Source organism: Janthinobacterium sp. ROICE36 (genome assembly GCF_002869965.1).
In the GTDB taxonomy this organism is placed as follows: Bacteria; Pseudomonadota; Gammaproteobacteria; order Burkholderiales; family Burkholderiaceae_D; genus Janthinobacterium.
Map to the genome: position 1 here is coordinate 32,512 of NZ_PEBS01000028.1, position 26,680 is coordinate 59,191.

Annotated in this window: 20 protein-coding genes; 3 read left to right on the top strand and 17 right to left on the bottom strand. The window is 61.7% G+C overall.

Going from position 1 to position 26,680, the window contains the following annotated elements; all coding sequences use genetic code 11:
* Positions 1-2: 2 nt before the first annotated feature.
* The 4 genes from CSZ94_RS13385 to CSZ94_RS13400 form a co-directional block, all read right to left on the bottom strand.
* On the bottom strand, positions 3-7,055 hold the full coding sequence (locus CSZ94_RS13385; protein WP_102121970.1) for a YDG domain-containing protein: 7,053 nt from the start codon (positions 7,053-7,055) through the stop codon (positions 3-5).
* A 16-nt stretch (positions 7,056-7,071) separates the two neighbouring features.
* Positions 7,072-8,682 carry a ShlB/FhaC/HecB family hemolysin secretion/activation protein gene (locus tag CSZ94_RS13390; RefSeq protein WP_102121953.1) on the bottom strand — a complete coding sequence of 537 codons (1,611 nt, stop codon included), beginning with the start codon at positions 8,680-8,682 and terminating at the stop codon, positions 7,072-7,074.
* 211 nt (positions 8,683-8,893) lie between these two features.
* Positions 8,894-11,149: a CHASE2 domain-containing protein gene (locus CSZ94_RS13395; protein WP_258000966.1), complete on the bottom strand. Its 2,256-nt coding sequence runs from the start codon at positions 11,147-11,149 to the stop codon at positions 8,894-8,896.
* Positions 11,146-12,768, bottom strand: coding sequence for a GAF and HD-GYP domain-containing protein (locus CSZ94_RS13400; protein ID WP_102121971.1), 1,623 nt, complete (start codon positions 12,766-12,768; stop codon positions 11,146-11,148). Before CSZ94_RS13400 ends, CSZ94_RS13395 begins: the two co-directional genes overlap by 4 nt.
* Positions 12,769-12,966: 198 nt before the next feature.
* On the opposite strand from CSZ94_RS13400, the gene CSZ94_RS13405 reads away from it, so the two are divergent.
* Together CSZ94_RS13405 and CSZ94_RS28015 are read left to right on the top strand one after the other, a co-directional pair.
* Positions 12,967-13,944: an MBL fold metallo-hydrolase gene (locus CSZ94_RS13405; RefSeq protein WP_308410560.1), complete on the top strand. Its 978-nt coding sequence runs from the start codon at positions 12,967-12,969 to the stop codon at positions 13,942-13,944.
* Positions 13,941-14,111, top strand: a complete 171-nt coding sequence (locus CSZ94_RS28015) for a hypothetical protein (RefSeq protein WP_180977459.1) — start codon at positions 13,941-13,943, stop codon at positions 14,109-14,111. Before CSZ94_RS13405 ends, CSZ94_RS28015 begins: the two co-directional genes overlap by 4 nt.
* A gap of 52 nt (positions 14,112-14,163) precedes the next feature.
* Here CSZ94_RS28015 and CSZ94_RS13410 read toward each other — a convergent pair whose 3' ends face one another.
* The 7 genes from CSZ94_RS13410 to rpsF all read right to left on the bottom strand — a co-directional run bounded on the left by CSZ94_RS13410 (position 14,164) and on the right by rpsF (position 18,968).
* The gene (locus CSZ94_RS13410; RefSeq protein ID WP_102121954.1) at positions 14,164-15,174 is read right to left on the bottom strand and encodes an inorganic phosphate transporter; all 1,011 of its coding nucleotides are present in this window, start codon (positions 15,172-15,174) and stop codon (positions 14,164-14,166) included.
* Between the two features lie 42 nt (positions 15,175-15,216).
* On the bottom strand, positions 15,217-15,843 hold the full coding sequence (locus CSZ94_RS13415) for a DUF47 domain-containing protein (RefSeq protein WP_010400015.1): 627 nt from the start codon (positions 15,841-15,843) through the stop codon (positions 15,217-15,219).
* Between the two features lie 93 nt (positions 15,844-15,936).
* Entirely contained in the window at positions 15,937-17,322 is a 1,386-nt protein-coding gene (locus CSZ94_RS13420) for a replicative DNA helicase (protein WP_071076107.1), read from the bottom strand.
* A gap of 135 nt (positions 17,323-17,457) precedes the next feature.
* Positions 17,458-17,913, bottom strand: coding sequence for a 50S ribosomal protein L9 (gene rplI, locus CSZ94_RS13425; RefSeq protein WP_102121955.1), 456 nt, complete (start codon positions 17,911-17,913; stop codon positions 17,458-17,460).
* Positions 17,914-17,940: 27 nt separating this feature from the next.
* Positions 17,941-18,231, bottom strand: a complete 291-nt coding sequence (gene rpsR / locus CSZ94_RS13430) for a 30S ribosomal protein S18 (RefSeq protein ID WP_010400024.1) — start codon at positions 18,229-18,231, stop codon at positions 17,941-17,943.
* A 15-nt stretch (positions 18,232-18,246) separates the two neighbouring features.
* Positions 18,247-18,555 carry a primosomal replication protein N gene (gene priB, locus CSZ94_RS13435; protein ID WP_102121956.1) on the bottom strand — a complete coding sequence of 103 codons (309 nt, stop codon included), beginning with the start codon at positions 18,553-18,555 and terminating at the stop codon, positions 18,247-18,249.
* A 20-nt stretch (positions 18,556-18,575) separates the two neighbouring features.
* Positions 18,576-18,968, bottom strand: a complete 393-nt coding sequence (gene rpsF, locus CSZ94_RS13440; RefSeq protein WP_058049076.1) for a 30S ribosomal protein S6 — start codon at positions 18,966-18,968, stop codon at positions 18,576-18,578.
* A 276-nt stretch (positions 18,969-19,244) separates the two neighbouring features.
* Between rpsF and lexA the strand changes: the two genes are divergently transcribed.
* Complete coding sequence (lexA, locus tag CSZ94_RS13445) at positions 19,245-19,892, top strand: transcriptional repressor LexA (RefSeq protein ID WP_102121957.1); 648 nt, start codon at positions 19,245-19,247, stop codon at positions 19,890-19,892.
* Positions 19,893-19,970: 78 nt separating this feature from the next.
* Here lexA and CSZ94_RS13450 read toward each other — a convergent pair whose 3' ends face one another.
* The 6 genes from CSZ94_RS13450 to accD form a co-directional block, all read right to left on the bottom strand.
* On the bottom strand, positions 19,971-21,212 hold the full coding sequence (locus tag CSZ94_RS13450; protein WP_102121958.1) for a cystathionine gamma-synthase family protein: 1,242 nt from the start codon (positions 21,210-21,212) through the stop codon (positions 19,971-19,973).
* A 42-nt stretch (positions 21,213-21,254) separates the two neighbouring features.
* On the bottom strand, positions 21,255-22,778 hold the full coding sequence (gene purF, locus CSZ94_RS13455; RefSeq protein ID WP_102121959.1) for an amidophosphoribosyltransferase: 1,524 nt from the start codon (positions 22,776-22,778) through the stop codon (positions 21,255-21,257).
* Positions 22,779-22,816: 38 nt separating this feature from the next.
* Entirely contained in the window at positions 22,817-23,305 is a 489-nt protein-coding gene (locus CSZ94_RS13460) for a CvpA family protein (RefSeq protein WP_102121960.1), read from the bottom strand.
* 20 nt (positions 23,306-23,325) lie between these two features.
* The gene (locus CSZ94_RS13465; protein ID WP_102121961.1) at positions 23,326-24,306 is read right to left on the bottom strand and encodes an SPOR domain-containing protein; all 981 of its coding nucleotides are present in this window, start codon (positions 24,304-24,306) and stop codon (positions 23,326-23,328) included.
* Positions 24,307-24,330: 24 nt separating this feature from the next.
* Positions 24,331-25,629, bottom strand: a complete 1,299-nt coding sequence (folC, locus tag CSZ94_RS13470) for a bifunctional tetrahydrofolate synthase/dihydrofolate synthase (protein WP_102121962.1) — start codon at positions 25,627-25,629, stop codon at positions 24,331-24,333.
* 114 nt (positions 25,630-25,743) lie between these two features.
* Positions 25,744-26,616 carry an acetyl-CoA carboxylase, carboxyltransferase subunit beta gene (accD, locus tag CSZ94_RS13475; protein WP_010400390.1) on the bottom strand — a complete coding sequence of 291 codons (873 nt, stop codon included), beginning with the start codon at positions 26,614-26,616 and terminating at the stop codon, positions 25,744-25,746.
* Positions 26,617-26,680: the final 64 nt, after the last annotated feature.

Consider the following 26,680-nt stretch of genomic DNA (forward strand, 5'->3'; position numbering starts at 1 on the left):
ACCTAGTTGCAATAAGTCTTCTTGATACCATTTTGAGGATCATCTGTTGCTTTCTTCGTCGATTCTTTGGATGTGGCACTCGCCCGCAGTGGCGTGGTCACGTTGTTGGGCGTAGTGAGCTGGTTGAGCGGGTTGTATTGCTCGCTGAACGCAGGCACGGTATTGCCAGCGCGGATGATGGTGCTTGGCGGCACCACGGGCGTCGTCACCGGCTGGGCCACCAGCACCGAGGCCGGCACGTTGACCCGGCCATTCGGCGCCAGCAGCGACACGGGCGTGCCGCGGCTGTTGATGCGCACGGTCTCGGCGGCGGTCAGGTCGCCGTTTTTCGCCAGCACGGCGATGCCGCCCGTGGCCTGCACATCGAGCCTGGCTGCGCCGGCAAAGGTGACGCCGGTACCGGCCGTGACCGCGATGGCGCGCGCCGCATTGACGTGCGCGCCGTCGCCGAAGGCCACGTCCGTGCTGGCGTCGACGGTGACGTCGTTGCCGCTGATGGCGCCCTGCACATTGACGGTGCTGTGTGCGATCAAGCTCACATTGCCGCCATGCGCATCGATATTTCCAGCCGTGATGCCGCCCGTGTTGTCGATGGCGATATTGCCCGCGCCAGTGGTCAGCGTTCCCAGGGTCAGTGTGCCCGGCGCCGAGGTATTGTTCAGCGCAATGCCACCCCCTGCACTATTGCTGGCGGTAAAACTGTCCACCTGGTTACCCGCATGGTCCAGCACGATGCCATTTTTCGCCTGCGCCGTCAGGCTGCTGGCGAGCAACGCGCCGTCCTGGCCGATGGCGCCATGCAGTGCGCTCAGCCGCACATCGTTCGCCGCCAGGCTGGCGAAGCGCAAATCGCCAGCCGCTTGCGTGATGGCCAGTTGGCCCGCCAGCCGGATGGCGCCGGCCGCCTGGCTGAAGCTGTTGGCGACGAGCAAGTTACCATTGCCGCTCAGCACACCGCCGCCTTGCGCGTAACGATCCGCCAACAGGCTGCCGTTCAGCAGCAAGCTGCCACCGTTGATTTCCAGGCCGGCCAGGCCGCCCAGCACGGAGGCGTCGAGCGCGCTTTCACCGAGGGTCAGGCTGCCACCCGTCAACAGCAAGCCTGTCGCCGAGCTCAGGTTTTTCAGGCTGGTGTTGCCGGCCGCCGCACTGTAGGTGACGATGCCCTTGCTGTTGCTAAAGTCGACAGCCAGCACGTTCGCGCCTTCCGGCACCACGCCGCCGTCCCAGTTGACGGCATCGCTCCACAAGCCGTTGCCACTGCCGATCCAGGTGGACAATTGTTTTTGAGCAATTGATGCCTGCGCCGTGCCGCCTGTGGTTTCCAGCGTGTAATTGCCCGCATCGGCGCCCGCCAGACGGAAACCGCTGGCTGTCACCAGCTTGCCCGTACCCGCATTCTTGTCGGCAAAGCTGCCGCTACCGCCCACCACGCTGACCACATCCTGGCCCAGCACGCCGTTCGCCGACGCGCTGACCGTCGCGGAAGTCGTACCGTCATACACTTTGCCGGCGGCGCTCAGGCCTGCCAGCGTCAGGCTGGCGGGCGTAATGCTGGCCAGCAAGCCTGTCGGCAAGACCATGAAGTAATTGCCTGCATCGGCGCCCGTCAGCGTCGCGCCGCTCAGCTGCACGGCCTTGGCCACTCCCACGTTTTTGTCCGCAAAGCTGGCCACGACCGAGGCCGTCAAGCTGTCGCCGGCGAGGCGGTCATCGCCCAGCAGGCTCAGCTGCACGCCCGTCATGCCATCGTAGACCTTGTGGCCGGCCACGCCAGACAGGTTCAGCGCGCGCGCGCCGATGTCGGCCGTGGTACTACCTGCATTACTGCCCAGCACATAGTTGCCCGCATCGCCACCGCTCAACGCCACGCCCATTACATGCACGGCCTTGCCGGCACCCGCGTTCTTGTTGCCAAACGCCGCATTGCCGCTCACGCTCAGGGCGTCGCCCTGGATGCGGTCGTCGCCGACGCTGATTTGCGTACCCGTCGTGCCGTCATAGGTCTTGTTGACGCCATTGAAACTCACGTTCAAGGTGCGCGCCGCGATGTCGGCCGTGGTACTGCCTGTATTACTGCCCAGCACATAGTTGCCCGCATCGCCACCGCTCAACGCCACGCCCATTACATGCACGGCCTTGCCGCCACCCGCGTTCTTGTTGCCAAACGCCGCATTGCCGCTCACGCTCAGGGCGTCGCCCTGGATGCGGTCGTCGCCAAAGCTGATTTGCGCGCCCGTCGTGCCGTCATAGGTCTTGTTGATGCCATTGAAACTCACGTTCAGGGTACGCGCCGCGATGTCGGCCGTGGTACTGCCTGCATTACTGCCCAGCACATAGTTGCCCGCATCGCCACCACTCAGCTCCACGCCCATTACATGCACGGCCTTGCCGGCACCCGCGTTCTTGTTGCCAAACGCCGCATTGCCGCTCACGCTCAGGGCGTCACCCTGGATGCGGTCGTCGCCAAAGCTGATTTGCGCACCCGTTGTGCCGTCATAGGTCTTGTTGATGCCATTGAAACTCACGTTCAAGGTGCGCGCCTCGATGTCGGCCGTGGTGCTACCCGCACTTCCATTGAGCACATAGTTGCCCGCATCGCCACCGCTCAACGCCACGCCCATTACATGCACGGCCTTGCCGGCACCCGCGTTCTTGTTGCCAAACGCCGCATTGCCGCTCACGCTCAGGGCGTCGCCCTGGATGCGGTCGTCGCCGAAGCTGATTTGCGCACCCGTCGTGCCGTCATAGGTCTTGTTGACGCCATTGAAACTCACGTTCAGGGTACGCGCCGCGATGTCGGCCGTGGTACTGCCTGTATTGCTGCTCAGCACATAGTTGCCCGCATCGCCACCACTCAACGCCACGCCCATTACATGCACGGCCTTGCCGGCACCCGCGTTCTTGTTGCCAAACGCCGCATTGCCGCTCACGCTCAGGGCGTCGCCCTGGATGCGGTCGTCGCCAAAGCGGATTTGCGCGCCCGTCGTGCCGTCATAGGTCTTGTTGATGCCATTGAAACTTACGTTCAGGGTACGCGCCGTGATGTCGGCCGTGGTACTGCCCGCACTTCCATTGAGCACGTAGTTGCCCGCATCGGCGCCCGTCAACTGGCCTGCTGTCACCTGGTAATCGACCACTTTACCAGTGCCCACATTCTTGTCGCGGAAACTGCCCTGCAAGGCCGCCATACTGACCTGGTCGCCAGTCACCATGCCTTCAAAATACCCATTCAGGGCAGCTTGCAAGCTGCCATCGTAGACGCGGCTTTGCGCGCCCGTGACGCCATAGTTCAGCAGGCGCGCCGTGATGTCGGCCGTGCCGTCCAGCGTACTCGCGGCCAGGCTATAGTTGCCCAGGCCATTGCCGCCCAAGGCCAGGCCGCTGGCATGCACGGCCTTGCCGCTGCCGGCGTTCTTATCGAGGAAGGCGGCGCTGCCGCTGATGCTGAGGTTGTCGCCCGCCACCACGTTACCCAGCGCAAAACTGGCGCCGTCGTAGCCCAGCGTGCCGTCATACACCTTGCCATTGCCGCCCATGCTCACCGTCAGCGCGCGCGGCGTGATGGCAAAGGTCGTCGTGCCGCCCAGGCTGATGTCATACTTGCTTGACCACAGGCCCGTCGCTGCATAGTTGCCCACATTGCGCGCATTGCTGCCGTAGCCGAGGCTGCCATTCACGCCCGTATCGCCATCGAGCAGCCCCACATAGCCTATCGAACCGAGGAAAGCGGCCAGCTGGCCATCGTAGACCTTGCCCGCGGCATTAGCAGAAAGATTCACTTGCAGCGGCTTCAGGAAAACCTTCAGCATCGGCGTCGTGTAGCCGTCATAGATGCGCCACACGCTGCTGAAATCGTAGTCGTTGAAAATGCCTTGCTGCTTCATCTGCGCCGTGCTGCGGCCGCTGGAGCCACCGCCATCGATTTGCACCAGCGAGGTTTCAAAATTGAAAAAACCATAGCCGAACGGGGAACCGGTAGCCACGTGGCCGGCCACCGCGCCCACTGCCGCATAGCCGTCGTCCGTCACGGCGCCGCTGCTGAAGACATGGCTGACGCTGCCCGTACTTTCACCGACCAGTCCGCCCATGTTTTCCCTGGCCAATGAAGAATCGGCAATGCCTGCCCGGCCCACGGCGCCGCTGGCATACGCATCATTGATGCTGCCGCCGTTCAGGCCAACCAGGCCGCCGATGCTGCGCGCGCCGCTGACATTGCCCGTAGCATACGATTGGCTCAGCGCGCCCTGGTTGTTGCCCACCAGGCCGCCGATCATTTCACGCGCGCCCGTCACCACGCCGGTGGCGTACGAGGTTGCGATGCTGGCGCCAGACGCATTCCATCCTGCCAGGCCGCCGATGGCGCCGCCACTATCGGCATTCACGCCGGTGACCACGCCGCTGCTGGCGGACAGCGTGATGGCGCCGCCGTTGCTGCCCACCAGGCCGCCGACGTTGCGCTGGCCGCTGACGGCCATGCTGCTGTTCACGCTATCGATAGTACCGCTCACGACATTGCCCGCCAGCGCGCCCACGTTCGCCGTGCCGGCGACGCTGCCGCCGCTCAGGGTAAGGTTGCGCAAGGTAGCGCCCTGTACAGTGCCAAACAGGCCTGCCGCCGAACCGGGGGCCAGGCTGCGGTCGATTTTCAAATTGCTGAGCGTAAATCCGGCACCATCGAACACGCCGGAAAAACCGCTGCCGCTGCTGGCAATCGGCACAAAACCCCGACCATTGTTCCAATTCACAGTGTCGCTGGCATCGATATTGCCGGCCAGGCGATAGCTGTCACCGAGGCCAAGGCTGGCGATGCCTTGCAAGCCATAGATATCGGCGATCAGATAGGGTGAGGACGTGCCGCCGTTGCCACCGGCCACGCGCAGGAAACTGGCGCCATTACCGATGGTAAAGCTTCTGGCACTCAATCCTGGCAGGGTCGCCGCGTTTTGCACCCAGCTGCCGCCGTCGAGGGCAAACGCGCCGCCGACTGTAACAGCGCCCGTGGCCGTAATGGGGGAAGCTGCATTGAGGTGCAGATCGCCTGCCCTGGCAAGCGCATCCGATATCAGTATGCCGCCCGTGTTCGTGCCATCGCCTATGGTCAGCGACGAGGCCGAGATACCAGCCAGCTCAATCGCGTTCAAACTCAGGGCCGTACCCGATTTGGTGCCCAGGTCGATGCTGCGCGAACTGCTCAAGGGCTTGATGATGACATTCGCGCCGCCCGCCGTGCCGCCGACATCGATGCCGCCGGCAAGGGTGATATTGTCGGCCTGCAGGGTCACCGTCTGGCCAGCGATGCCGCTGCCGGTGAGCTGGTTTGCTCCGCCCGACAGGTTGATGCCGCCCAGCGCGTCATTCGCGCGCAAGCTCAGATTGCCGTTGCCGACATTGACGGCAGCGGCCCCCGCCACACTGGCACCGGATAGCGAAATATTGCCGCCATTGCTGTTGATGGACGCGTTCAGGTTGACGTTCGATCCCGGGCCATAGGTGCCGCCGCTGCTAGCATCGTTGGCCGACAAGATCACATTACCACCGTTGGTGGTGATGGCCGCATACACATTGATGGTTTCGCCCGCTGTCGCCGTCAAGCTGACGCCGGGTGTGAGCATATTCACCGAACTGCTGAAATTGATGCGGTGCAGGGCCTGCAAGGTGACATCGCTGGTAGCGCCGGAGATGGTATCGGCGCCGATGCTGGTGCTGCCCGTCGTCGGCATGTCGCTGAACTGATCGACATTGGCCAGGTTGCCGCCCGCCCCTTGCACCACGTCGACATCATAAGGATCGAGCAGCCAGTTGCCGCGCTTGCCACGCGCCGCGCTGGTATTCACGCGGATGCCATCGACGGCCAGGGTATGGCCGGACGTTTCCACGAAGCCGCCATTGCCGCCCTGCATGCCGCCGCGCGCGGAAATGCTGCCATGCACCTGGGCCGACTCGTCGCCCCAGGCGATGACCTTGCCGCCGTTGCCGCTGTTGACGGCATCGGCAAAGATGCTTGCATCCTTGCCGACCAGCACCTGGCGCGCATTCTGCACGGCCGCGTTCTTACCCTGGTAATCGCCGCCCAGCAAGACCGTGCCGCCGCCCGTGGCGCCACTGGCATCGATGCTCGCATTGCCCAGCAAACCTACTTGCTCGCCCAGTACCATTACCTCGCCGCCCTTGCCGGCCGCGCCCGTGGCGCTGGTGACGCTGCCCGCTTCGAGCAGCGCCTTGCCGCTGGCCTTGAGGACGATCTTGCCATGCTCGCCGACGACGGCGCTGTTCGCGTTGAGCACGCCGCGCTGGCTGACCAGCGCACCGGCCATGCCGATGCTGCCGCCCTGGGCGATGATCTGTCCCAGGTTCAGCGCCTGGTCGTTCGGTGCCGAGACCAGCACGCGCAATTGCGGATTGCCGGGGTCGGCCAACTGCACGCTGCGCCCGGCCGCCAGGATCACTTCGCCATTCGGCGCCGTGATGATGCCCGTGTTTTCCACGTTCGGCGCGATCAGCAGCACTTGCCCGCCCTTGCCCGCATTGATCAGGCCCGCATTGCTGACGCCGCCGGCCACGCCACCGGCCGTGAACTGGCGCTTGCCGGCCAGGAAATCGTCATTCGATAGGCCAAGGCTGGAAGCGACCAGCCCGTTCACGTCCACTTTCGCACCCTGACCGAAGACGATGCCGTTCGGGTTGATCAGGAAGACCTTGCCATTCGATTCGAGCGCGCCCAGGATCTTGCTGGGGTCTTGTCCTGTGATGCGGTTGAGTACGGCACTATTGCCGTTTTGCTGGATGAAGCGCGTGATTTCGCCCGCATGGATGGAGAAACTCTGCCAGTTGATGATGGTGTTGGGCGTGTTCGTGATCGAGAAAATGTTGCCCTGCTGGTTGAAGGTCGCCTGTCCATTCACCACCTGCGGCAAGGCGGGATTGGCTTGCGCCACGCCGAAACAGCCGGCCAGCAGCAGCGCCAGCGCCGTGCGGCGCAAGGGCGGCGCAAAGGGTGATGAAAAGGATGGCGTCAGGATGAAAACGGAGGCGTGCTGGACGTGATTGTGCATGGTGTTCATCCTGATGCTAGTAGGCCAAGGCGAGGCGGAAATGCAGGCGCTTGGCGCCCCGCTGTCCCGTATCGCCGCCATTGACGACATGCGCGTAATCGAGTTGCAGATTGGCGTAGCGGCTCAGCAGCAAACGCAAGCCGAGGCCACCGCTGCTGATGCCTTGCGACGCGCTCTCGCCGGGCAGCCCATGGTTGCGGCGCAGCCAGGCCGTGTCATAGAAAGCCAGCGCGCGGCACTGATAGCCGAGCGCCTGGCCGTACCCGTTCGGCGTGTACAGTTCCAGGTTCAGGTTGACGCCGCTATCATTGGCTACCTCACGCTCGGCAAAGCCGCGTACGGAGGCGGCGCCACCGGCGCCGAACTGTTCGCCCGGCACCAGCGCATCCGGCGTGATTTGCGCATTGACCAGCGCGCGCCATTGCCAGTCGTCGGCCAGCACACGCACCGAGCTGGCGCTCAGGCGCACGGTGTTGTAGGCTGCCTTGGCGTGCGCGCGCACGCGGTCGAAATCGGCTTGCGCGCCGTGTTTTCCACCGGGAATGTTATGCGCGAACGTGAGCGCCACGCTGGTCACACCCGTGGGCAAGGTCCAGTTGCCGATGTAGCTGACGCTGAGCGGGTGCACGCTGACGTCGGCACCCAGTTCCATGCCGAACAGCTGCACGCTGTTGCGGTAAGCCTTGTGATCAATGCCATATACAAGCTTGGGTTCGAAATCGTCGCTACGGGCAAAGTTCTGGTTGTAACGGATGCCCGCCATGCTGCCCTGGCCGCTGACGGCCAGATCGAAAATACCGGCCGAAATGCTGCCCGAATCGACGTTCGAGTAACTGGCAAAAAAATCCATCGATTCGCCCAGCGCATACAGCGGCAAGTGGTAGCCGGCGCCATACACGCCCACCTTGTCCGGCTTTTCCAGGCTGCTCGTGTATTGCAGGCTGGCGACATGATCGCGCCCGAACAGGTTGGCATGCTGCAGCACCACGCCCACGTGCGTCTTGCCCGTCTGCGCATTGCCCGTGTTGTCCACATTGAGCATGGCTTTCCAGGGCTTTTCATCGGCCACCGTGACGAGGGCGTCGATGGCGCCCGCCTGCTCGTCGGCCTGCAGGCGCACTTCGATCTTGCGCGCCGGATTTTCATTGGCCAGCTTCAGGCTTTGCGACAGGGCCGGCAAGTTCGGCGTCTCGCCTGCGCGCAGCGACGGCAAGGCGCGCCGCACATTGGCCTCGTCAACGTAGGCATTGCCGTTGATGGCGACCTTGCCCAGCGGCGTTTGCAGCACGCTCAGGCGCACCACGCCACGCTCCAGTTCCTGCTCGGGCAGTTGCACCTGCACGGCGCTGTAACCACGCACGCGGTAGGCCCCCTCCAGCGCCTCGACGGCGCGGGCAATGTCGGAAAAATCGCGCTGTCCTCCCACATAGGGCGCCAGCAGCGCTTGCACCTGCGCTTGCGTGAGCAGGGTGTTGCCCTGGACGTCGAAGCGGCGGATCTCGAAGCGCGGCACGCCGTCTTCCTGCATGGCAGGAGCCGCGTCATCCATGGAAACGGCAGCGCCGGCAGCGCCGACGGCGAACAGCAGCGCGGAACCCGCAAGCAGGTGCACCAAACGATATGTCATGTGTAGGATTTCTTGTGTAACCGGACAAGCGCGCGGCCCGCAGGCGCCAGCGTATCCGGCAATGGATAGAAGGCAAATTTTAGACGTCTTTTAGTTTCCAGTCAGAAATTTCTAACATTTTTCCCTGATTTTCATCGCAGCGCAGCAAACGGTTTGCCCACCATGCTGAAAAATGCCGCCATTGCGTGCATTTACCGCCACGACGGCAGGCTTACTTGCTGTTCAATACGGTTACGCCATCCCAATCGGCAGGCGGCGGCATGCTGCGATAGCGTTCCAGGCGTGCCGCGTACAGGTGGTACAGGCTGTCGTCGGGAAAGTCCGCCTGCAAGCGTGCCAGCTGCGCGCCAGCGGCCGCCCAGTCGCGCGCGCGCAGCCAGGCCAGCACCGCGTGCCAGCGCTCCAGCTGCTCCAGTTCGGCGGCAGGGGCACCGGCCAGCAGGCAGCGCGGCTCGAAGACCGCCACCGCTTCCTGCTTGCCCAGCACGCGTATGCGATCGAGTTCGCGGTAGGCAAAGTCCGGCGCGGCAGCGCGCGTGGCCTCGCCCACCACGATGCCCACGCCATACAGCTTGCTGGCCCCTTCCAGGCGCGCCGCCAGGTTGACGCTGTCACCCATCACGGTATAGGCGCGGCGAATGCGCGAGCCCATGTCGCCCACATGCATGGCGCCCGTATTGATGCCGATGCCGATGCGCAGCGCCGGCCAGCCGCGCGCGGCAAACTCGCCATTCAGTTGCGCCGCGCTGCGCTGCATCAGCAGGGCGCTGGCCACGGCCCGGCTGGCGTGGTCGGCAAAGGCGACGGGCGCGCCCCAGAACGCCATCACGGCGTCGCCGATGTATTTGTCCAGGGTGCCGCCATGGCTGTCGCGAATATCTTCCGACATGGCCGTCAGGTACAGATTGATGTATTCGCGCAGCACGGCCGGTGCCAGCTGCTCGGAAATGGCCGTGAAACCACGCACGTCGGCAAACAGCACCGTCAGTTCGCGGTTCTCGCCCTCCATGGTGTAGCGCTGCGGATCGTCGGCCATCTCGGCCACCAGCTCGGGCGCCACATATTCGCCGAAGCGCGCCACCAGCGCGAGGCCCTTGCGCACCTCGAAAAAATAACCCCAGGCCAGGTTGGCGATGAACAGCGCAACGATCAGCAGCAGCTGCACGGCCCCGCCCAGCACCAGGTCATACACGGTGTACAGGTACAGGTTGATGGCGATGGCGGCCGCCAGCGCGCCCACAGTGGCCAGCATCACGCCGGCTGGCGGCAGCATGGTCAGGGCACCCGCCAGCAGCAAACCAGACAACACGATCTGCACCAGTTCGAACGCCAGCGCGTAGTCGGGCCGCGCCTTGAAGCGCCCGTCGAGCATGGACTTGATCAGGTTGGCGTGCACTTCCACTCCCGGATACTCGGCATTCACGGGCGTGGCGCGGATGTCGTTCAAGCCGGGCGCCGTGGTGCCCACCAGCACGATGGTACCCTTCAGCAGCGCGGGCGGCACCGTCCCGGCCAGCACATCGGAAGCCGACACATAGCGGAAGGCGCCGCCAGCGGGGCCGCCAGCGCCGCGGTACTGCACCGTGGTGCTCAAGGCTTCGCCCACCGGTATCGCCAGCGCGCCGCGCGGCGTGAACAGCATGATGTGTTCGAGTCCGCCGCTGGCCAGTTCGCGCGCCGACAAGGTATCGGCCGTGCCTGTGAAACGGGGGGCGATGGCGCGCGCCTGCAGGTAGACGGCCACGGTGGCCAGCGATAGCGAAGGATAATAACCGTCGCCGATACGCTGCAACAGGGTCGAGGAACGCACCACGCCATCGGCATCGGTCAGCGCCGTGAAGATGCCGGCACCTTGCGCGGCGGCCTGCAGGGGCGCGATATTGGCTTCGTAGCCACGCGCCACGTAGGCGGTGACGCTGCGCCCGTTCAAATCGGCGACTGTGAAGGCTGGCTTGGGCAGCACGCCCTTTCTTTGCTGCTCCGAGACGCTGTAGCCCAGTACCACGGGCTGGCCGCGCATGGCCTGCGCAAACAGGCCGTCGTAGTCCATGGCGGGGCGCAGTTTTTCCAGCTGCGCCGGCAAGCCCGCCACACCCGCCAGTTCGCCGCGCGCCAGGCCTTGCAGCACGGCGTAACCGGAACTGGTGTCGGCTTCGGGAAACGAGATGTCAAACGCCAGCGTGGCAACGCCATACTTGCCCGTCAACTGGCGCACCAGGCGCGCCTGGATGTCGCGGCTCCAGGGAAAACGGCCCACGCGGGCCAGGCTTTGCTCATCGATGTCGACGATGACGATGCGGCGGTCCAGCTGCGGCGCATCAAGGCGCATGCGCCAGTCGCCCAGCATGGCATCGAGGCGGGCAATATTCTCATTTCCGGCCAGGCACAGCACGGCGGCCGCCACGCTCAGAAGTACACCCAGCAAAAAGCGCGCACCATGCTTGCGCAAGGCCAGCGACAGCTTCAAGGGGTATAGCCCGGAATGGCTGCCTCGTCGACGGCATCGATCTGGCTCGGATGCAAATGCTTTTCAGCGAAGATCAAATAGACTTTGCTGCGGATGAAAACGTCGAACAGTTCCGGGTCGATATGCCCGTTCAGACTGAAATTGCCGAGGATGCGCAAGGATTCGGACAGCGACTTGCCCTTTTTGTAGGGGCGGTCGCGCGCCGTCAGGGCCTCGAAAATGTCGGCAATCGCCATCAGCCGCGCCGGCACCGACATCTGCTCTTTCGTCAATCCCCGCGGATAGCCCTTGCCATCCATGCGCTCGTGGTGTCCGCCCGCATATTCGGGTACCTTTTGCAGGTGCTTGGGCCACGGCAGCGCTTCGAGCATGCGGATCGAGACGCTGATATGGTTGTTGACGATGGCCCGCTCGGCTGCCGTCAGGGTGCCGGCGCGGATGGTCAGGTTTTCCGTCTCGTCGGCGTCGAGAAAATCGCGCAGCTCGCCATCGGCCGCGCGCCAGCGGCGCCCGGCAATCTGCCGCACGCGCTCCTGGTCGGCCTGCGCCATGCTCTCGCCGCCGATGTTCACCGTGCGGATGAAATCGCGCTCCTCGCGCAGGGCGGCCAGCTCCAGCTCCAGCGCGCGGGCAATCGCATCCTTGCGTTCCGGCTGCGCCGCCTGCTGGCGCAGGGCCGCGATCTCGGCGTCACGCAGCAGCACCTCGTAACGCGTGTCGATCAGGGCGATGCGGTCAAAAATGGTTTCCAGCTTGGTGGCCTTGTCGACCACGTGCGCGGGTGTGGTGATCTTGCCGCAATCGTGCAGCAGGCCGGCCAGCCACAGCTGCTTGCGCTCGTTCTCGCTGAGCCGGAAATCGGCCAGCGGGCCGCTGTCCGTCGCATGCACGGCGTCGGCCAGCAGCATCGTCAGCTCGGGCACGAACTGGCAATGCCGTCCCGTGTAGGGCGACTTTTCATCGATGCCGATATTGATCAGGGTAACCAGCGATTCGAGCAGCTCTTCCAGCTGCAAAATAAGCAGCTGATTGGTCAGCGCCACGCCCGCCTGCGCAGCCAGGGCCTCGATGAAGCGCTGGTCGGTGGAGGAAAAGGCGCGCACCTGGCCAGTTTCCCCATCCTTGGCATTCACCAGTTGCAGCACGCCGATCAAATCGCCCTCGTGGTCGCTCATGGGCACCGTCAGGATCGATTGCGTGTGGTAGCCATGGTGACGGTCAAAATCGCGCATGCCGGAAAAATTGAAGGCCTCGTCGCGGTACACGTCGGCGATATTCACGCTGCGGCGCATATTCGCCGCATACGCGGCCACCGATGCCAGGTTGGGCTGGCCAGCGCCATCGAACAGGGGCACGCCCGGCAAGCCCATGTCGGCCCCCTGCGCGATGCCCAGGCTATCGTTGACGCTGATATCGAACGCCAACTGGCGGCCCTCGGCCATGGGCCGGTACAGCGTGACGCCATCGGCGCCGCTCATGCTTTTTGCCAGCAGCACGATGCGCTGCAACAGCGCACCGATAGCGTGTCCCTCGCCACCCAGGCCGTGGCCGAGCGCGACACTGAGCTCGGTCAATTGCTCCAGTCTGTGGGCGATTTTCTCAGGGTGCAACTGAGGCATGTTGGTGACAATCAGGTAATGGGCAAGCAAAAAAAGGGATGTCGGCAAGCGCCAGTGTAACGGCCGCCTACCGCACTGTACATTACTTAGCTACAACAAAATGAAATAACTTGCCGTATCGCAACACACATAAATGTTGCCGCCAATTTCATTAATTAGAATAGAATCAACAATAATTACACCGTAACAAGGTACTGAATGAAATTCACGTTCAGGGGCGTGCGCGGCTCCATCCCCTCCCCCGGCCCGCGCACGGCGCGCTATGGCGGCAACACCACGTGCATCGAAGTACGCACCGACAACGATAGCCTGATCATTCTCGATGCTGGCAGCGGCATCTTCTCGCTGGCGCAGCAACTCCCGCCCGGCTTGCCGGTCGACGCACACGTCTTCATCACGCACAGCCACTGGGACCACATCCACGGCCTGCCCATGTTTAGCCCCCTGTTCGTGGCCGGCAACCGTATGCGCCTGCATGGCGCGCACGATGCCGTCGCCGGACGCGGCATCGAGCACGTGATGGCGGTGCAGCTGCAAGACAGCTATTTCCCTGTCAGCGAAGCGGCCATGGCGGCCTGCATCGAGTACCGCACGCTGGCGCCCGGCGAAACCGTCGAGGTGGGGGGGGCATGCGTGCGCGGCGCGGAAATGAACCATCCGGTGGCCAACCTCGGCTACCGCATCGACTGCGGCGGCGCCTCGCTATTTTTCAGCGGCGACCATGAACCATTCTACAACCTGCATCCGCCCGGCCATGCCGACCATGCGGCCTGCGCAGAGCGCAATGTGCAGCGCCAGGACGGCATCGACGCCTTGGTCGCCGGCATCGATGCGCTGATCATGGACTTCGTACACGCGCGAGGAATACCCGGGCAAGCAGGGCTGGGGCCACGGCACCTTCGACGCCGCCTTCGACCTGGCCCTGCGCTGCCGCGCGCGGCGCCTGTACTGCACCCACCACGAACCGACCCGCAGCGACGAACAGCTCGAAGCCGTGTTTGCCGACGTAATGGGCCGTTATGCGGGCCGCCTGGATGGCTTGCAGGTATTCCTCGCCTGCGAAGGACTCACGGTGGAACTGGCCTCAGCGGCGGCGGCACTATGTTGCACACCGAACGGTGGGATCGCCCGCCACGCGGCATCATGGACACCTACCATTCAAGGAGAGCGCCATGAGCAAACCCCACGACACTCCACGCGAGCAGCAACAGCAGGAAGACCAGCAAGCCCAGCAGGAAGCAAACAAGATCCGCCAGCAAGCTGAACATGATAAAGGCGCGATCCGACAAAATGATGGCCTGAAGCAACATCAAGGCGGCGACAAGGGGCCTCGCGGCCAGTAAGCATAAAAAAAGGGAGCCGCAAGGCTCCCTTTTTACTGACGTTGGCTATCCATTACATTATATGGTGGCCAATCCACCAGGCGACTGCGGCAACAAACGCGGAAGCGGGAATCGTGAAGATCCAGGCCCAGACGATGTTGCCGGCCACGCCCCAGCGGACGGCCGACATTTTTTGTGCCGAGCCGACGCCGACGATGGCGCCCGTGATGGTGTGCGTGGTCGACACGGGAATGCCCAGCGCCGTCGAGAAGAACAGGGTGATGGCGCCACCCGTTTCAGCGCAGAAGCCGCCCACCGGTTTGAGCTTGGTGATCTTTTGGCCCATGGTCTTGACGATGCGCCAGCCACCGAACAGGGTGCCGAAACTGATCGCCGTGTAGCACGAGATGATGACCCACAGCGGCGGCATCTTGTCGGCCACGTTCGAGTAGCCGGCGGCGATCAGCAGCATCCAAATGATGCCGATGGTCTTTTGCGCATCATTGCCGCCGTGACCCAGGCTGTAGGCTGCCGCCGATACCAGTTGCAAACGGCGAAACCATTTATCGACCTTGCGCGGCGTCGAACGCACGAATATCCACGACACCAGCAGCATCATGATCGAGCCGAATACAAAGCCGAGCACGGGTGCGATGACGATGAAGGCGACGGTTTTCCACAGGCCGGCCGCGACCAGCGCGCCCGTGCCCGACTTGGCGACGGCAGCGCCCACCAGGCCGCCGATCAGCGCGTGCGAGGACGATGATGGAATGCCGTAGTACCAGGTAAACAAATTCCAGAAGATGGCGCCCATCAGCGCGCCGAAGATCACGTACTGGTCGATCACTGTCGGGTCAATCGTGCCCTTGCCCACCGTGGCGGCCACGGTCAGCTGGTGGAACACGAAAATGGCGACGAAGTTGAAGGTGGCAGCCATGGCAACCGCGGTCTGCGGTTTCAATACGCCCGTCGAGACCACCGTGGCGATCGCGTTGGCGGCATCGTGGAAGCCGTTCATGAAGTCAAACAGCAGCGCGAGGGCGATCAACAGGCCTAGCACGTAGATGCTGATTTGTATGGTCATTGTAGTTTCTTTTCTGATTCTGGTTCAGGACAGGCCCAACGCTTACGCGTTTTCGACGATGATGCCTTCGATAATATTGGACACATCTTCGCAACGGTCGGTCACGGTTTCCAGAATTTCGTAGATCGCTTTCAGCTTGATCAGGTTACGCACGTCCGGTTCGTCGCGGAACAGTTTGGACATGGCGGCGCGCATCACGTGGTCGGCATCCGATTCCAGGCGGTCGATCTCTTCGCAGATGGCGACGATCTTGCGCGAGTTGTCCATGTTGTGCAGCATGGCGACGGCGTCGCGCACTTTTTCGGTACAGGCCAGCACCAGTTCGGCCAGGCGCTTGGCTTCCGGCGTAACGGCTTTCAGGTCATACAGCGAGACGGTTTGCGCCGCGTCTTCCAGCAGGTCGAGGATGTCGTCCTGGCGCGTGATCAGCTGATGGATGTCGTCGCGGTCGATCGGCGTGATGAAGGTCTTGTGCAGCATTTCCACGGTGGCGTAGGTGACTTTGTCCGCCTGTTTCTCGATGCTTTCGATCGCATGTACGCGGTTTTCCAGATCGTCGAAATTGGTCATCAGGCCGAGCATTTCTTTAGCGCCTTTGACGCACAATTCAGCATGCTGGTTAAACAATTCAAAAAACTTGCCCTCAGTGGGCATCAAGCGTCCAAACATGTCATTCTCCGTTAAGCATTGAGTCGTGTTATTTACTACTGAAAGCCGCCTCGTATGAGGAAGCGGCCAATGGAATATCAGTGCTGCTGAGTCTTAGTCGCCTTGGTAAAGCGCCAGGCCACCACTGTAATTGCCAAATTTGGTGTACTGCCCCATGAAGGTGAGGCGGATGCTGCCGATCGGACCGTTACGTTGTTTACCGATGATGATTTCGGCCGTTCCCTTGTCTGGCGAGTCGGGGTTATACACCTCGTCGCGGTAAATGAACAGGATCACGTCGGCATCTTGCTCAATAGCGCCCGATTCGCGCAAATCCGACATCACGGGACGCTTGTTCGGGCGTTGCTCCAGCGAGCGGTTCAGCTGCGACAACGCAATCACGGGGCAACCGAGTTCTTTCGCCAGACCTTTCAAGCCCCGCGAAATCTCGGAAATCTCCGTGGCGCGGTTGTCGCCCGGGGAATTGGCGGACATCAGCTGCAAGTAATCGACAATGATCAGGCCCAGCTTGCCGCACTGACGCGACAAACGGCGCGAGCGCGCGCGCAATTCGATGGAATTCAAGGCCGGCGTTTCATCGATGTACAACTGGGCGTCGTTCATCTTTTGAATCGCATTCGTCAGGCGTGGCCAGTCTTCGTCGTTCAGGCGGCCCGTGCGCAGGCGGTGCTGGTCGAGCTGCCCGACGGAGCCGAGCATACGCATGGCCAGCTGGGCGCCGCCCATCTCCATCGAGAACACGGCCACGGGCAAGCCGCTGTCGATGGCCACGTTTTCGCCGATGTTGACGGAAAACGCCGTCTTGCCCATCGAAGGACGGCCCGCCACGATCACCAGGTCGCCCGGCTGCAGACCGGAGGTCATGCGGTCCAGGTCGATGAAACCGGTGGGCACGCCCGTGATTTCACTCTGGTTGTCGCGGCTGTACAGCTCGTCGATACGCTCGACCACCTGCGTCAGCAGGGGCTGGATGGCGGTCCAGCCCTGGGCGCCTCGCGCGCCTTCTTCGGCGATGGCAAAAATCTTCGATTCGGCCTCGTCAAGCATCTGCTTGACTTCCTTGCCTTGCGGGCTGAAGGCCGTGCCGGAGATATCATCGGCGACCGTGATAAGTTTGCGCAGCACGCCGCGGTCGCGCACGATCTCGGCATAACGCCGGATGTTAGCGGCCGATGGCGTGTTTTGCGCCATGGCGTTCAGATAAGCGAGTCCGCCCACATCATCGGCCTTGCCGAGCTGGGTCAGGGTTTCAAAAACAGTAATGACATCGGCTGGCCTCGAGCCGTTAATCATCTTGACGATTTGTTCGAAGATGATGCGATGGTCATAGCGATAGAAATCCTCCGCATGCATGAAGTCGGCGATGCGGTCATATGCTGCATTGTCGCGCAGCAGACCACCGATAACGGATTGTTCTGCTTCGATCGAATGCGGCGGAATACGGAGGGAATCTAGTTGCGGATCAGAGGGGGCGTTCATGGCGCGAATTATACCCGCTTCGGCGTGCTGGCAAAAATAAAGGGCTAAAATTGAGCGAAAAAAAGGCCACAAAAAAGCCGGGCGAACCCGGCTTTTCATAGTGCGGCAATGCTTGCGGGCCAGGCCCGCAAACGATTACGCGTTCGCGTCTGGAACGACAGCGATAACGACTTCCACGACCACGTCGGTGTGCAGAGCAACCGAAACGCTGTGCTCGCCAACGATCTTCAGCGGGCCGGTAGGCATGCGGATTTGTGCTTTTTCAACAGCAAAACCTTGCTTGGTCAGCGCTTCAGCGATGTCGAAGTTGGTGACGGAACCGAACAGACGGCCATCGACGCCAGCTTTTTGAGCAACTTGAACGGTCAGACCGCTCAGTTTTTCGCCCTGGGCTTGCGATGCAGCCAGTTTGGCGGCAGCAGCTTTTTCCAGTTCGGCGCGCTTGACTTCGAATTCAGCCACAGCGGTAGCCGTAGCACGACGTGCCAGGCGTTGCGGGATCAGGAAGTTACGTGCGTAACCGTCTTTGACTTTGACGACTTCGCCGAGGTTACCGACGTTAACAACTTTTTCTAACAGAATGATTTGCATAGTTCTTCTCCAGGAATATCTGACCGATTAAGCGTGGTGCAGATCGGTGTATGGCAGCAGCGCGAGGAAGCGAGCGCGCTTGATTGCGGTGTCGACTTGGCGCTGGTAGTGCGCTTTGGTACCGGTCAGGCGTGCTGGCATGATCTTGCCGTTTTCTTGGACGAAGTCTTTCAGCGTGTCGACGTCTTTGTAGTCGACTTGCTCAACGTGAGCTGCGGTGAAGCGGCAGAACTTCTTGCGTTTGAACAACGGATTTTGCTGTTTGCGTTTTTCTTTAAGCTTGAGCTTATTTTTGTCGAACTTTTTACCGAATGCCATATCAGGCTCCTGTATCTAAAATGCGCTAGTCAAAGTGACTGCACTAAAATCAATGATGTGAAACACCAAACTCTTGCTGTTGCGGCTCTTCCTGGCCAGGAAACCCGTGAACTGATAGACCCCGCCCAAGCTTGCCTGGCTGAACCGGCCTGAAATTTCGCCAGCGGCAAGCGCGGCAACATCAAACTCGGTCAAACGGGCAATCCCTGCTTCCATCTGCTGCGAACTGTGCTGCAATACTGCATTCACAATCGGCAGCCCTGCCGGGGTATAGCGCAATATTTCGCGCTCGGCAATGATGGCGGTGACTTGTAGCTGGTTCAGCGCACGATCCTGGTCAAGAATTAAGCTGCTGCTGCGGCGGCTGGAGCTGCTGCTGGTGCTTCGGTGCGGTGGCTTTTGGCCGCGTCTTCGCGTTGTACCGATTTCATCATCGGCGAAGGAGCTGTTTCAGCTTTCTTCATTTTAACGGTCAGGTGACGCAACACGGCATCATTGAATTTGAATGCTGTTTCCAACTCGACCAGGGTCTCGTTGTCGCATTCGATGTTCAGGCAGATGTAGTGTGCTTTAGGCAGCTTTTGGATCGAGTAAGCCATTTGACGGCGGCCCCAATCTTCCACGCGATGAACCGAACCGCCGCGTGTGGTTACGCTGGCTTTGTAGCGTTCGATCATCGCGGGCACTTGCTCGCTCTGGTCCGGATGGACGATAAAGACTATTTCATAATGACGCATGCAAACTCCTTCAGGTCGGATTAATAATCGCCCACCCCGGCGTCAAGACGGGTGTGGGAAGGTCAGCCGAAGATTATAACCGCCTTTTGCAAACGTTTCAATCATTCCTTCACCACGCGGCCGGTGCACGGGGCCCGCCAGGCGCTTTTTCCTGCGCATTCCAGTATTTCGCACGAAAATCACGCAAATATGGCAAATTCCCTTGCATAGTGGGCGATACTGTACAAAAATACAGACTGTTCATATAGACAGCATTTTAATATGCACCCACCGCTCATGATCAAGCTGACAGCACGACAAGAACAAATCCTGAACCTGATCAAGGACGCGATTGAAAATACGGGTTTCCCTCCTACCCGTGCCGAAATCGCCAATGAATTGGGTTTCAAATCGGCCAATGCGGCCGAAGAGCATTTGCAAGCCCTGGCCCGCAAGGGCGCGATCGAGATTTCGCCCGGCACCTCGCGCGGCATCCGCCTGATCGGTGCCGCGGCGAGTGCGGCCGCCGACACGCTGTCCTCGAAGGTGCCGGCAGCACTGCTGATGTCACTGCCGCTGATCGGCCGCGTGGCAGCCGGCTCGCCCATCCTGGCGCAGGAAAACCTGGAAGCGAGCTACAACGTGGACCCGGCCCTGTTTTCGGCCAAGCCCGACTTCCTGCTGAAGGTGCGCGGCTGGTCCATGCGCGACGCCGGCATCATGGATGGCGATTTATTGGCCGTCAAGAAAGTCGACAGCGCCAAGAACGGCCAGATCGTCGTGGCCCGCATCGGCGATGAAGTCACCGTCAAACGCTACAGGAAAACCGGCTCCGTCATCGAACTGCTGCCGGAAAACCCCGACTTCAAGGTCATTACCGTGTCGCCGGAAGATGAATTCGCCCTTGAGGGCCTGGCTGTGGGACTGATGCGCAGCTGGCATTAAGTTGCATGCCGGGGTCAGACCCGCCGGGCCTGACCCCAGTTTTTAGTTGTGGCCCCTCTCATGCCTGACACGCAAGTTTCAATGCTCAAGCGCGCTACGGAAGTCTTCAAGCAAGTCTGCCTCATCCTCGATACCGACTGACACGCGGATCAGGGACTCGGCAATGCCCATACTGGCGCGCCGTTCGGCACCCATCTCGTAGAAAATCGTATGGGCGACGGGAATGACCAGGGTACGCGTGTCGCCAAGGTTGCTCGCTGGTATGGCCAGGTTCAGGCGATTGAGGAAATCGAAGCAGTCGATGCCGTCCTTCAATTCAAAGCTGAACAGCGAGCCATAGCTGCGGAACAAGTCCGTCGCCAGCGCGTGCTGCGGATGCGACGCCAAGCCAGGATAGTGCACGCCAGCCACGCGCGGGTCCGCTTGCAGCATGCTGGCCAGCGCCAGGGCGTTCGAGCAGCTGCGGTCCATGCGCAAGGCCATGGTTTCCGCGCCGACGGCGATGTGGTGCGCCGCTTCCGGGCCCAGCGAGGCGCCGAAATCGCGCAAGGCCTTGGCGCGGATTTGCGCGATGCCCCACTGCGCGGGCGCCGCCTTTTTATAATTGTCGAAAATGTTCGGGTACTGCGTCCAGTCGAACACGCCCGTGTCCGTCAAGCTGCCGCCCAGCGCATTGCCGTGGCCGCCGATGGACTTCGTCAATGCATTGACCACCAGCCCCGCGCCCACCGCCTTCGGGCGGAACAGGTATGGCGTCGTCATGGTGTTGTCGACGATATACAAAATGCCACGTTCCTTGCACAGCGCACCGATCTTCGCCAGGTCGGCGATCTGCGTGCGCGGATTGGCGATGGTTTCCACGAACACGATGCGCGTGGCTGGCGTGATGGCGGCGGCCACGTTGGCCACATCGGTGGCATCGACAAACGACACGGCGATGCCCTGCCCCGTCACCGTTTGCCACAGGCTGTTGGTATTGCCAAACAGAAAGGCCGACGACACCACATGGTCGCCCGCGCGCAGCAAGGATTGCACCACGGCGCCGATGGCGCCCATGCCGGTGGCGAAGCACAGGGTCGCCACGCCGTCTTCCATCTTGTTGACCTTGTCTTCCAGCGCGGAAACGGTCGGATTGCCTTGGCGGCCATAACGAAAGCCCGGTTCCTTGCCCTGGAACACGGAAGCGAGCTGGCGCGCATCGCCATAGCCAAAAGCGACCGAGGTGTGCACGGGCTTGTGCAGGGAGCCGTGCTCGATGCTTTTGCGGCGGTCGTTATGCAGGATGGTGGTGGTAAAGCCGTAGTTTTTTTTATCGTTCATGATCGCAGAAAAAAAAAGCCCGGCGCAGGCCGGGCAGGTTACTTATGCTTCCGTTGTCGCCAGGTTCAGGTTCAGCTGGGAACGCGGCGTATCTTCGGGCGCTGCCGCCTTCGGATGGTGGCGCGCATATTCCAGGCGGTCCAGGTATTCCTGCGACACGTCACCCGTCACGTACACGCCATCGAAGCACGAAGCCTCGAAGTTCGTCAATGCCGGATTGACATCGGCAATCGCCTGTTTGAGCGCGCCGATATCCTGGTACACCAGGTAATCGGCCGTGATTTCGCGGCACACTTCTTCCGTCGTGCGGCCGTAGGCGATCAGCTCATCGCGCGTCGGCATGTCGATGCCATACACGTTCGGGTAGATCACCGGTGGCGCGGCCGAGGCAAAGATGACTTTCGTCGCGCCCGCTTCGCGCGCCATCTGCACGATTTCACGGCTAGTGGTGCCGCGCACGATGGAATCGTCGACCAGCAACACCACTTTATCCTTGAATTCCGAAGGAATCGCGTTGAGCTTCTGGCGCACGGATTTCTTGCGCGCCGCCTGGCCCGGCATGATGAAGGTACGGCCGATATAGCGGTTCTTGATGAAGCCTTCGCGGTATTCCAGGTTCAGCGCCAGCGCCAGCTGGATGGCGGCCGGACGCGAGGAATCGGGAATCGGCATGACCACGTCGATATGCACGTCAGGCAATTCGGCACGGATCTTTTCAGCCAGGTATTCACCCATTTTCAAGCGCGTGGCGTACACCGAGGCGCCGTCGATGACGGAGTCGGGACGGGCCAGGTAAACGAATTCGAACACGCAGGGATTCAGGCTGGCGTTGTCGGCGCACTGGGCGCTGTGCAATTTCTTGTCAGCATCAATGAAGACGGCTTCGCCGGGACCGATATCGCGCACGAAGCGGAAGCCCATGCCTTCCAGGGCCACGGATTCGGAGGCGATCAGGTATTCAGGACCCAGCTCCGTTTCATTGATGCCAAGGCACAGCGGACGGATGCCGTGCGGGTCACGGAAAGCCAGCAAGCCCACGCCGGCGATTTGCGCGACGGCAGCGTACCCCCCCTTGACGCGGCGGTTCAGCACGGTGATCGCCTTGAAGATGGCTTCCGGGTCCAGGTTCAGGCCCGTCGTCGCTTCCTGGATTTCATGCGCCAGCACGTTGAGCAGCACTTCCGAATCGGAATCGGTATTGATGTGGCGGCGGTCGTTCTTGAACATTTCCTGTTTCAACTGTTCCCAGTTGGTCAGGTTGCCATTGTGCGCCAGGGTGATACCAAACGGTGCATTCACATAAAACGGCTGTGCTTCCTCTTCGCTCGACGAACCGGCCGTCGGGTAGCGGCAATGGCCGATGCCCGTCGTGCCTTGCAGCGAACGCATGTTGCGCGTACGGAAGACGTCACGCACGAGGCCATTGGCTTTGTGCATGGAAAACATACTGCTGTGATTGGTCGCAATCCCTGCCGCGTCCTGACCGCGATGTTGCAAGAGCAACAATGCATCATAGAGCAATTGATTGACAGGTTGATGGGAAACGACGCCGACGATGCCACACATGGTGTGCTCCTAAACTGTGCTACTGATTTTAAAAAAATTCAAAATTTCACATGCTGCGCGTAAGCGGCAGGCAGATAAGGCTTGATGGCACGCGCGCCCTGCTCCGCGAGCGGGCTGAGCAGCGCATTTTCCCAGAATGGCTGCTGCGGTATGGAAGTCATGCCACACAAGATGACGGCGGTCAGCACGATCACAAGACCCCGCGCCACGCCGAACAGGCTGCCCAGGCTGCGGTCGGCCAGGCTCAGGCCCGTCACCTTGACCAGTGCGTCGACCGTCATGGATAGCAATCCCATCAAAATGCGCACGCCGATGAACAGCACCACGAAGGCCAGCAACAGGCGGACGGCTTCGCCCGGCACGGCTTCCGGCAGGAATTTCGCCAGGGTGGCGCCATACGCGTTGGCAATGACGAAAGCCACGATCCAGCTGACCAAGGACAGTATTTCCTTGACCAGGCCGCGCATCATGCTGATCAGCACGGAAGTCACCAGCACGAACAGCACCAGATAATCGAAGATGGTCACGCGCGCTCAGCCTTGCAACATCACGCCGGCACCAGGCTGCCGCCCAGGCCCAGCTTTTGCAGCTTGGCGCGGGTCTTTTCGGCATCTTCGCGGTTGCCGAACGGCCCCACGCGCACGCGGATACGCTCGCCCGCCGGGCTGGAGACTTTCTGCGTATAGGACTTGATGCCCGCTTCGCGCAGCTTGTCCTGCAATTCATCGACCTTGTCCTGCGTCGCCAGGGCCGCCACCTGTACCACGAACTTGCCGTTGCCGGCGTCGTGTGTCTTGTCTTGTGCTTTTTCTTGTGGCTTGTCGAGTGGCTTGCCTTCCAGAATCGCCATGGCGCGCGCCGCATCGTCGGCAGATTGCGCCGGCTTGGCAGGCTTAGCCTCAGGCTTGGTTTCCGGCTTGACCTCATGCTTCGGTTCAGGCTTGGGCTCGTGTTTCGGCTCGGCCTTGGGTTCCGGCTTGCTTTCGTGCTTCGGCTCGGGTTTTGGCTCCACCTTGACAGGCTTGGGCTCGGGTTTGGGTTCCACATAGGCCGGCTTGGCAGGCGCAGGCTGGACGGCGGCCAGCACGGGTGCCGGCGTGGGCCTGGTCGCAGGCGGCAGGGGCGCGTCGATGATTTCCTCGGACTGGTCCAGGCCATTGTGCGCAGCTGCCTGGGCGGGCACAGCGGGCGCAGGCGTAGGCGTAGGCGCAACTACCTTTTCTTTCGAGGGAATGTCGATGGCGATATCGTTGAGTGGCGCCTTCGGTTCGGAATCAAGCAGCATCGGCAAGCCGACAGCCACGCCCAGGGCCAGGGCGATGGCCCCGACCAGACGGCGGCGTGCGCGCTTTTTTTCCGGCAAGACCGGGTCCGGCGCTTCCTTGCCGCCACGGCGCGATCCGCCGCCACCGGAAGTGTTGGCGGCGCGCTTGCGGGTCGGCGACTGTGCTTCGCCAGGGACATAAAAGCCGCTGTCTTCGCCAGAGGATTCTTGCTTGTTTTTAAACAGTTTCGAGAACAAGCCCATGCGTGATTTTCAGTCGAGTGCGTTTCAGTGAAGTGAGGATTTTCGGGCCTTCATCACGCCGGCAACGGTGAGGAAAGAACCAAAGACCACAATTCTATCATTCTCACCGGCCCGGCTCATTGCATTTGCAAAAGCTTGTGCCGGATCATCGAAAATAGACACAGTATGTTCACTGCTGTCGGGCTTATCGTCGAGCATGATCTGCACCTTGGCGGCCAGTTCGGAAGCCGTCGCCGCGCGCGGCGAAGGCAAACCCGTCAGGCACCAGTGGTCGACGTGTTCGCTCATCGCGGCCAGCACGCCATCGATATCCTTGTCGTGCATGGAACCGAACACGGCATAGGTGTACGGGTGATAGCCCATATTGCCCAGGTTCTGGTTCAGCGCCGAGGCTGCGTGCGGGTTGTGCGCCACGTCGAGAATCACGCTGGGGCGGCCAGGCAAGACCTGAAAGCGGCCCGGCAGCTCCACCGTCACCAGACCCGTGCGCACTTCCTGCGCGCCCACAGGCAGTGTCAGCTTCAGCACTTCCAGCGCGGCCAGCACGGCGGCCGCGTTGAGGATCTGGTTGGCGCCACGCAAGCTTGGATACGCGAGCGAATTGCGGCGCTGCTCGCGCCCGCCGTAGTTCCATTGCTGCTTGTCGCCCGAATAATTGAAATCGCGGCCCATCAGCCACAGGTCGGCGCCGATGGCCTCGGCATGGTCGATCAGGGATTGCGGCGGCACGGGGTCGCTGCAGATGGCCGCCTTGCCCGGACGGAAGATGCCGGCCTTTTCAAAGCCGATCGCTTCGCGCGTATCGCCCAGGTAATCCGTATGGTCGATATCGATGCTGGTGACGATGGCCACGTCCGCGTCGATCACGTTGACGGCATCGAGGCGCCCGCCCAGGCCCACTTCCAGGATGGCCACGTCCAGCTTGGCTTGCGACAGCAGGTGCAGGATGGCCAGGGTGGTGAATTCGAAATACGTCAGCGGCGTGTCGCCGCGCACAGCTTCGACAGCCTGGAAGCTGGCGACGAGCTGTTCATCGCTGGCCATCTCGCCCAGCACGCGGGCGCGCTCATTGAAATCGAGGAAATGCGGCTTGATGTACAGCCCCACTTTGTAGCCGGCACGCAACAGTACCGATTCCAGCATGGCACAGGTGGACCCCTTGCCATTCGTGCCCGCCACCATGATCACGGGGCAAGTAAAAGCCAGTTGCATGCGCGCCTTGACGGCTTGCACGCGGTCCAGGCCCATGTTGATCTGGGTTTCCGAATGGCGGGTTTCCAGCATGGCGAGCCATTCCGGCAATGTAGAGGGTAGCTTGTGCATGGGAGACTTCTTGATGTAAGGATGCGCGAGGCGAAAAGACAGGTAACCCAATAAACATCCGGGGTCAGACCCTGGAGGGTCTGACCCCGGCAGTTCAAGGGTTATGGTGCAAGATTAAGCTAACACTTCAACAGCCTGGTTTTGCAACAAGGCCAGCAGACGGGCGATTTCTTCGCGCATCTTGCGGCGGTCGACGATCATGTCGACGGCGCCCTTGGTGACGAGGAACTCGGCGCGCTGGAAACCTTCCGGCAGTTTTTCGCGCACGGTGTTTTCAATCACGCGCGGGCCGGCAAAGCCGATCAGCGCTTTCGGCTCGGCAATGACGACGTCGCCCATGAAGGCGAACGAGGCGGACACGCCGCCCATGGTCGGGTCGGTCAGCACGCTGATGAATGGCAATTTCTTTTCCGACAGCTTGGTCAGCATGGCCGTGGTTTTCGCCATCTGCATCAGGGACAGCAAGCCTTCCTGCATGCGCGCGCCACCGGTGGCGGTGATGCAAATGAACGGCACTTTCTGTTCCAACGCGATTTGCGCGCCGCGCACGAAGCGCTCGCCCACGACGGAGCCCATGGAGCCGCCCATGAATTCGAATTCGAAGCACGCCACGACCACTGGCAGGCTCATGATGGCGCCACCCATGACGACCATCGCATCCGTTTCGCCCGTCGCTTCCATGGCGGATTTCAGGCGGTCCGGGTATTTCTTGCTGTCCTTGAACTTCAGGGTGTCGACGGGCAGGATTTCCTGGCCGATTTCATAGCGGCCGCCCGCGTCGAGCAAGCTGTCGAGCCGTTCACGCGCGCGGATGCGCATGTGGTGGTCGCATTTCGGACACACGTGCAAATTCGATTCCAGGTCCGTACGGTACAGCACGGCTTCGCACGACGGGCACTTGACCCACAGGCCTTCCGGCATGGTCTTGCGCGCGGCAGCATCAGAACGCTGTATGCGCGGCGGCAGCAGTTTTTCCAACCAACTCATATTTTCTCCTTGGGCCCTTGTAGGGGTAGCGTCGATGGACGTCCCCGGCAGACGGTAAACGGCG

Bases quoted from the DNA above. Each gene is read 5' to 3' on its own strand.
- CSZ94_RS13405 (WP_308410560.1), top strand. From the start codon at position 12,967: ATGAAATTCACGTTCAGGGGCGTGCGCGGCTCCATCCCCTCCCCCGGC.
- rpsR (WP_010400024.1), bottom strand. From the start codon at position 18,231: ATGGCATTCGGTAAAAAGTTCGACAAAAATAAGCTCAAGCTTAAAGAA.
- accD (WP_010400390.1), bottom strand. From the start codon at position 26,616: ATGAGTTGGTTGGAAAAACTGCTGCCGCCGCGCATACAGCGTTCTGAT.
- CSZ94_RS13385 (WP_102121970.1), bottom strand. From the start codon at position 7,055: ATGCACAATCACGTCCAGCACGCCTCCGTTTTCATCCTGACGCCATCC.
- CSZ94_RS13410 (WP_102121954.1), bottom strand. From the start codon at position 15,174: ATGACCATACAAATCAGCATCTACGTGCTAGGCCTGTTGATCGCCCTC.
- CSZ94_RS13400 (WP_102121971.1), bottom strand. From the start codon at position 12,768: ATGCCTCAGTTGCACCCTGAGAAAATCGCCCACAGACTGGAGCAATTG.
- rplI (WP_102121955.1), bottom strand. From the start codon at position 17,913: ATGCAAATCATTCTGTTAGAAAAAGTTGTTAACGTCGGTAACCTCGGC.
- CSZ94_RS13390 (WP_102121953.1), bottom strand. From the start codon at position 8,682: ATGACATATCGTTTGGTGCACCTGCTTGCGGGTTCCGCGCTGCTGTTC.
- CSZ94_RS13420 (WP_071076107.1), bottom strand. From the start codon at position 17,322: ATGAACGCCCCCTCTGATCCGCAACTAGATTCCCTCCGTATTCCGCCG.
- rpsF (WP_058049076.1), bottom strand. From the start codon at position 18,968: ATGCGTCATTATGAAATAGTCTTTATCGTCCATCCGGACCAGAGCGAG.
- CSZ94_RS28015 (WP_180977459.1), top strand. From the start codon at position 13,941: ATGAGCAAACCCCACGACACTCCACGCGAGCAGCAACAGCAGGAAGAC.
- folC (WP_102121962.1), bottom strand. From the start codon at position 25,629: ATGCACAAGCTACCCTCTACATTGCCGGAATGGCTCGCCATGCTGGAA.
- CSZ94_RS13415 (WP_010400015.1), bottom strand. From the start codon at position 15,843: ATGTTTGGACGCTTGATGCCCACTGAGGGCAAGTTTTTTGAATTGTTT.
- purF (WP_102121959.1), bottom strand. From the start codon at position 22,778: ATGTGTGGCATCGTCGGCGTCGTTTCCCATCAACCTGTCAATCAATTG.
- CSZ94_RS13465 (WP_102121961.1), bottom strand. From the start codon at position 24,306: ATGGGCTTGTTCTCGAAACTGTTTAAAAACAAGCAAGAATCCTCTGGC.
- lexA (WP_102121957.1), top strand. From the start codon at position 19,245: ATGATCAAGCTGACAGCACGACAAGAACAAATCCTGAACCTGATCAAG.
- CSZ94_RS13450 (WP_102121958.1), bottom strand. From the start codon at position 21,212: ATGAACGATAAAAAAAACTACGGCTTTACCACCACCATCCTGCATAAC.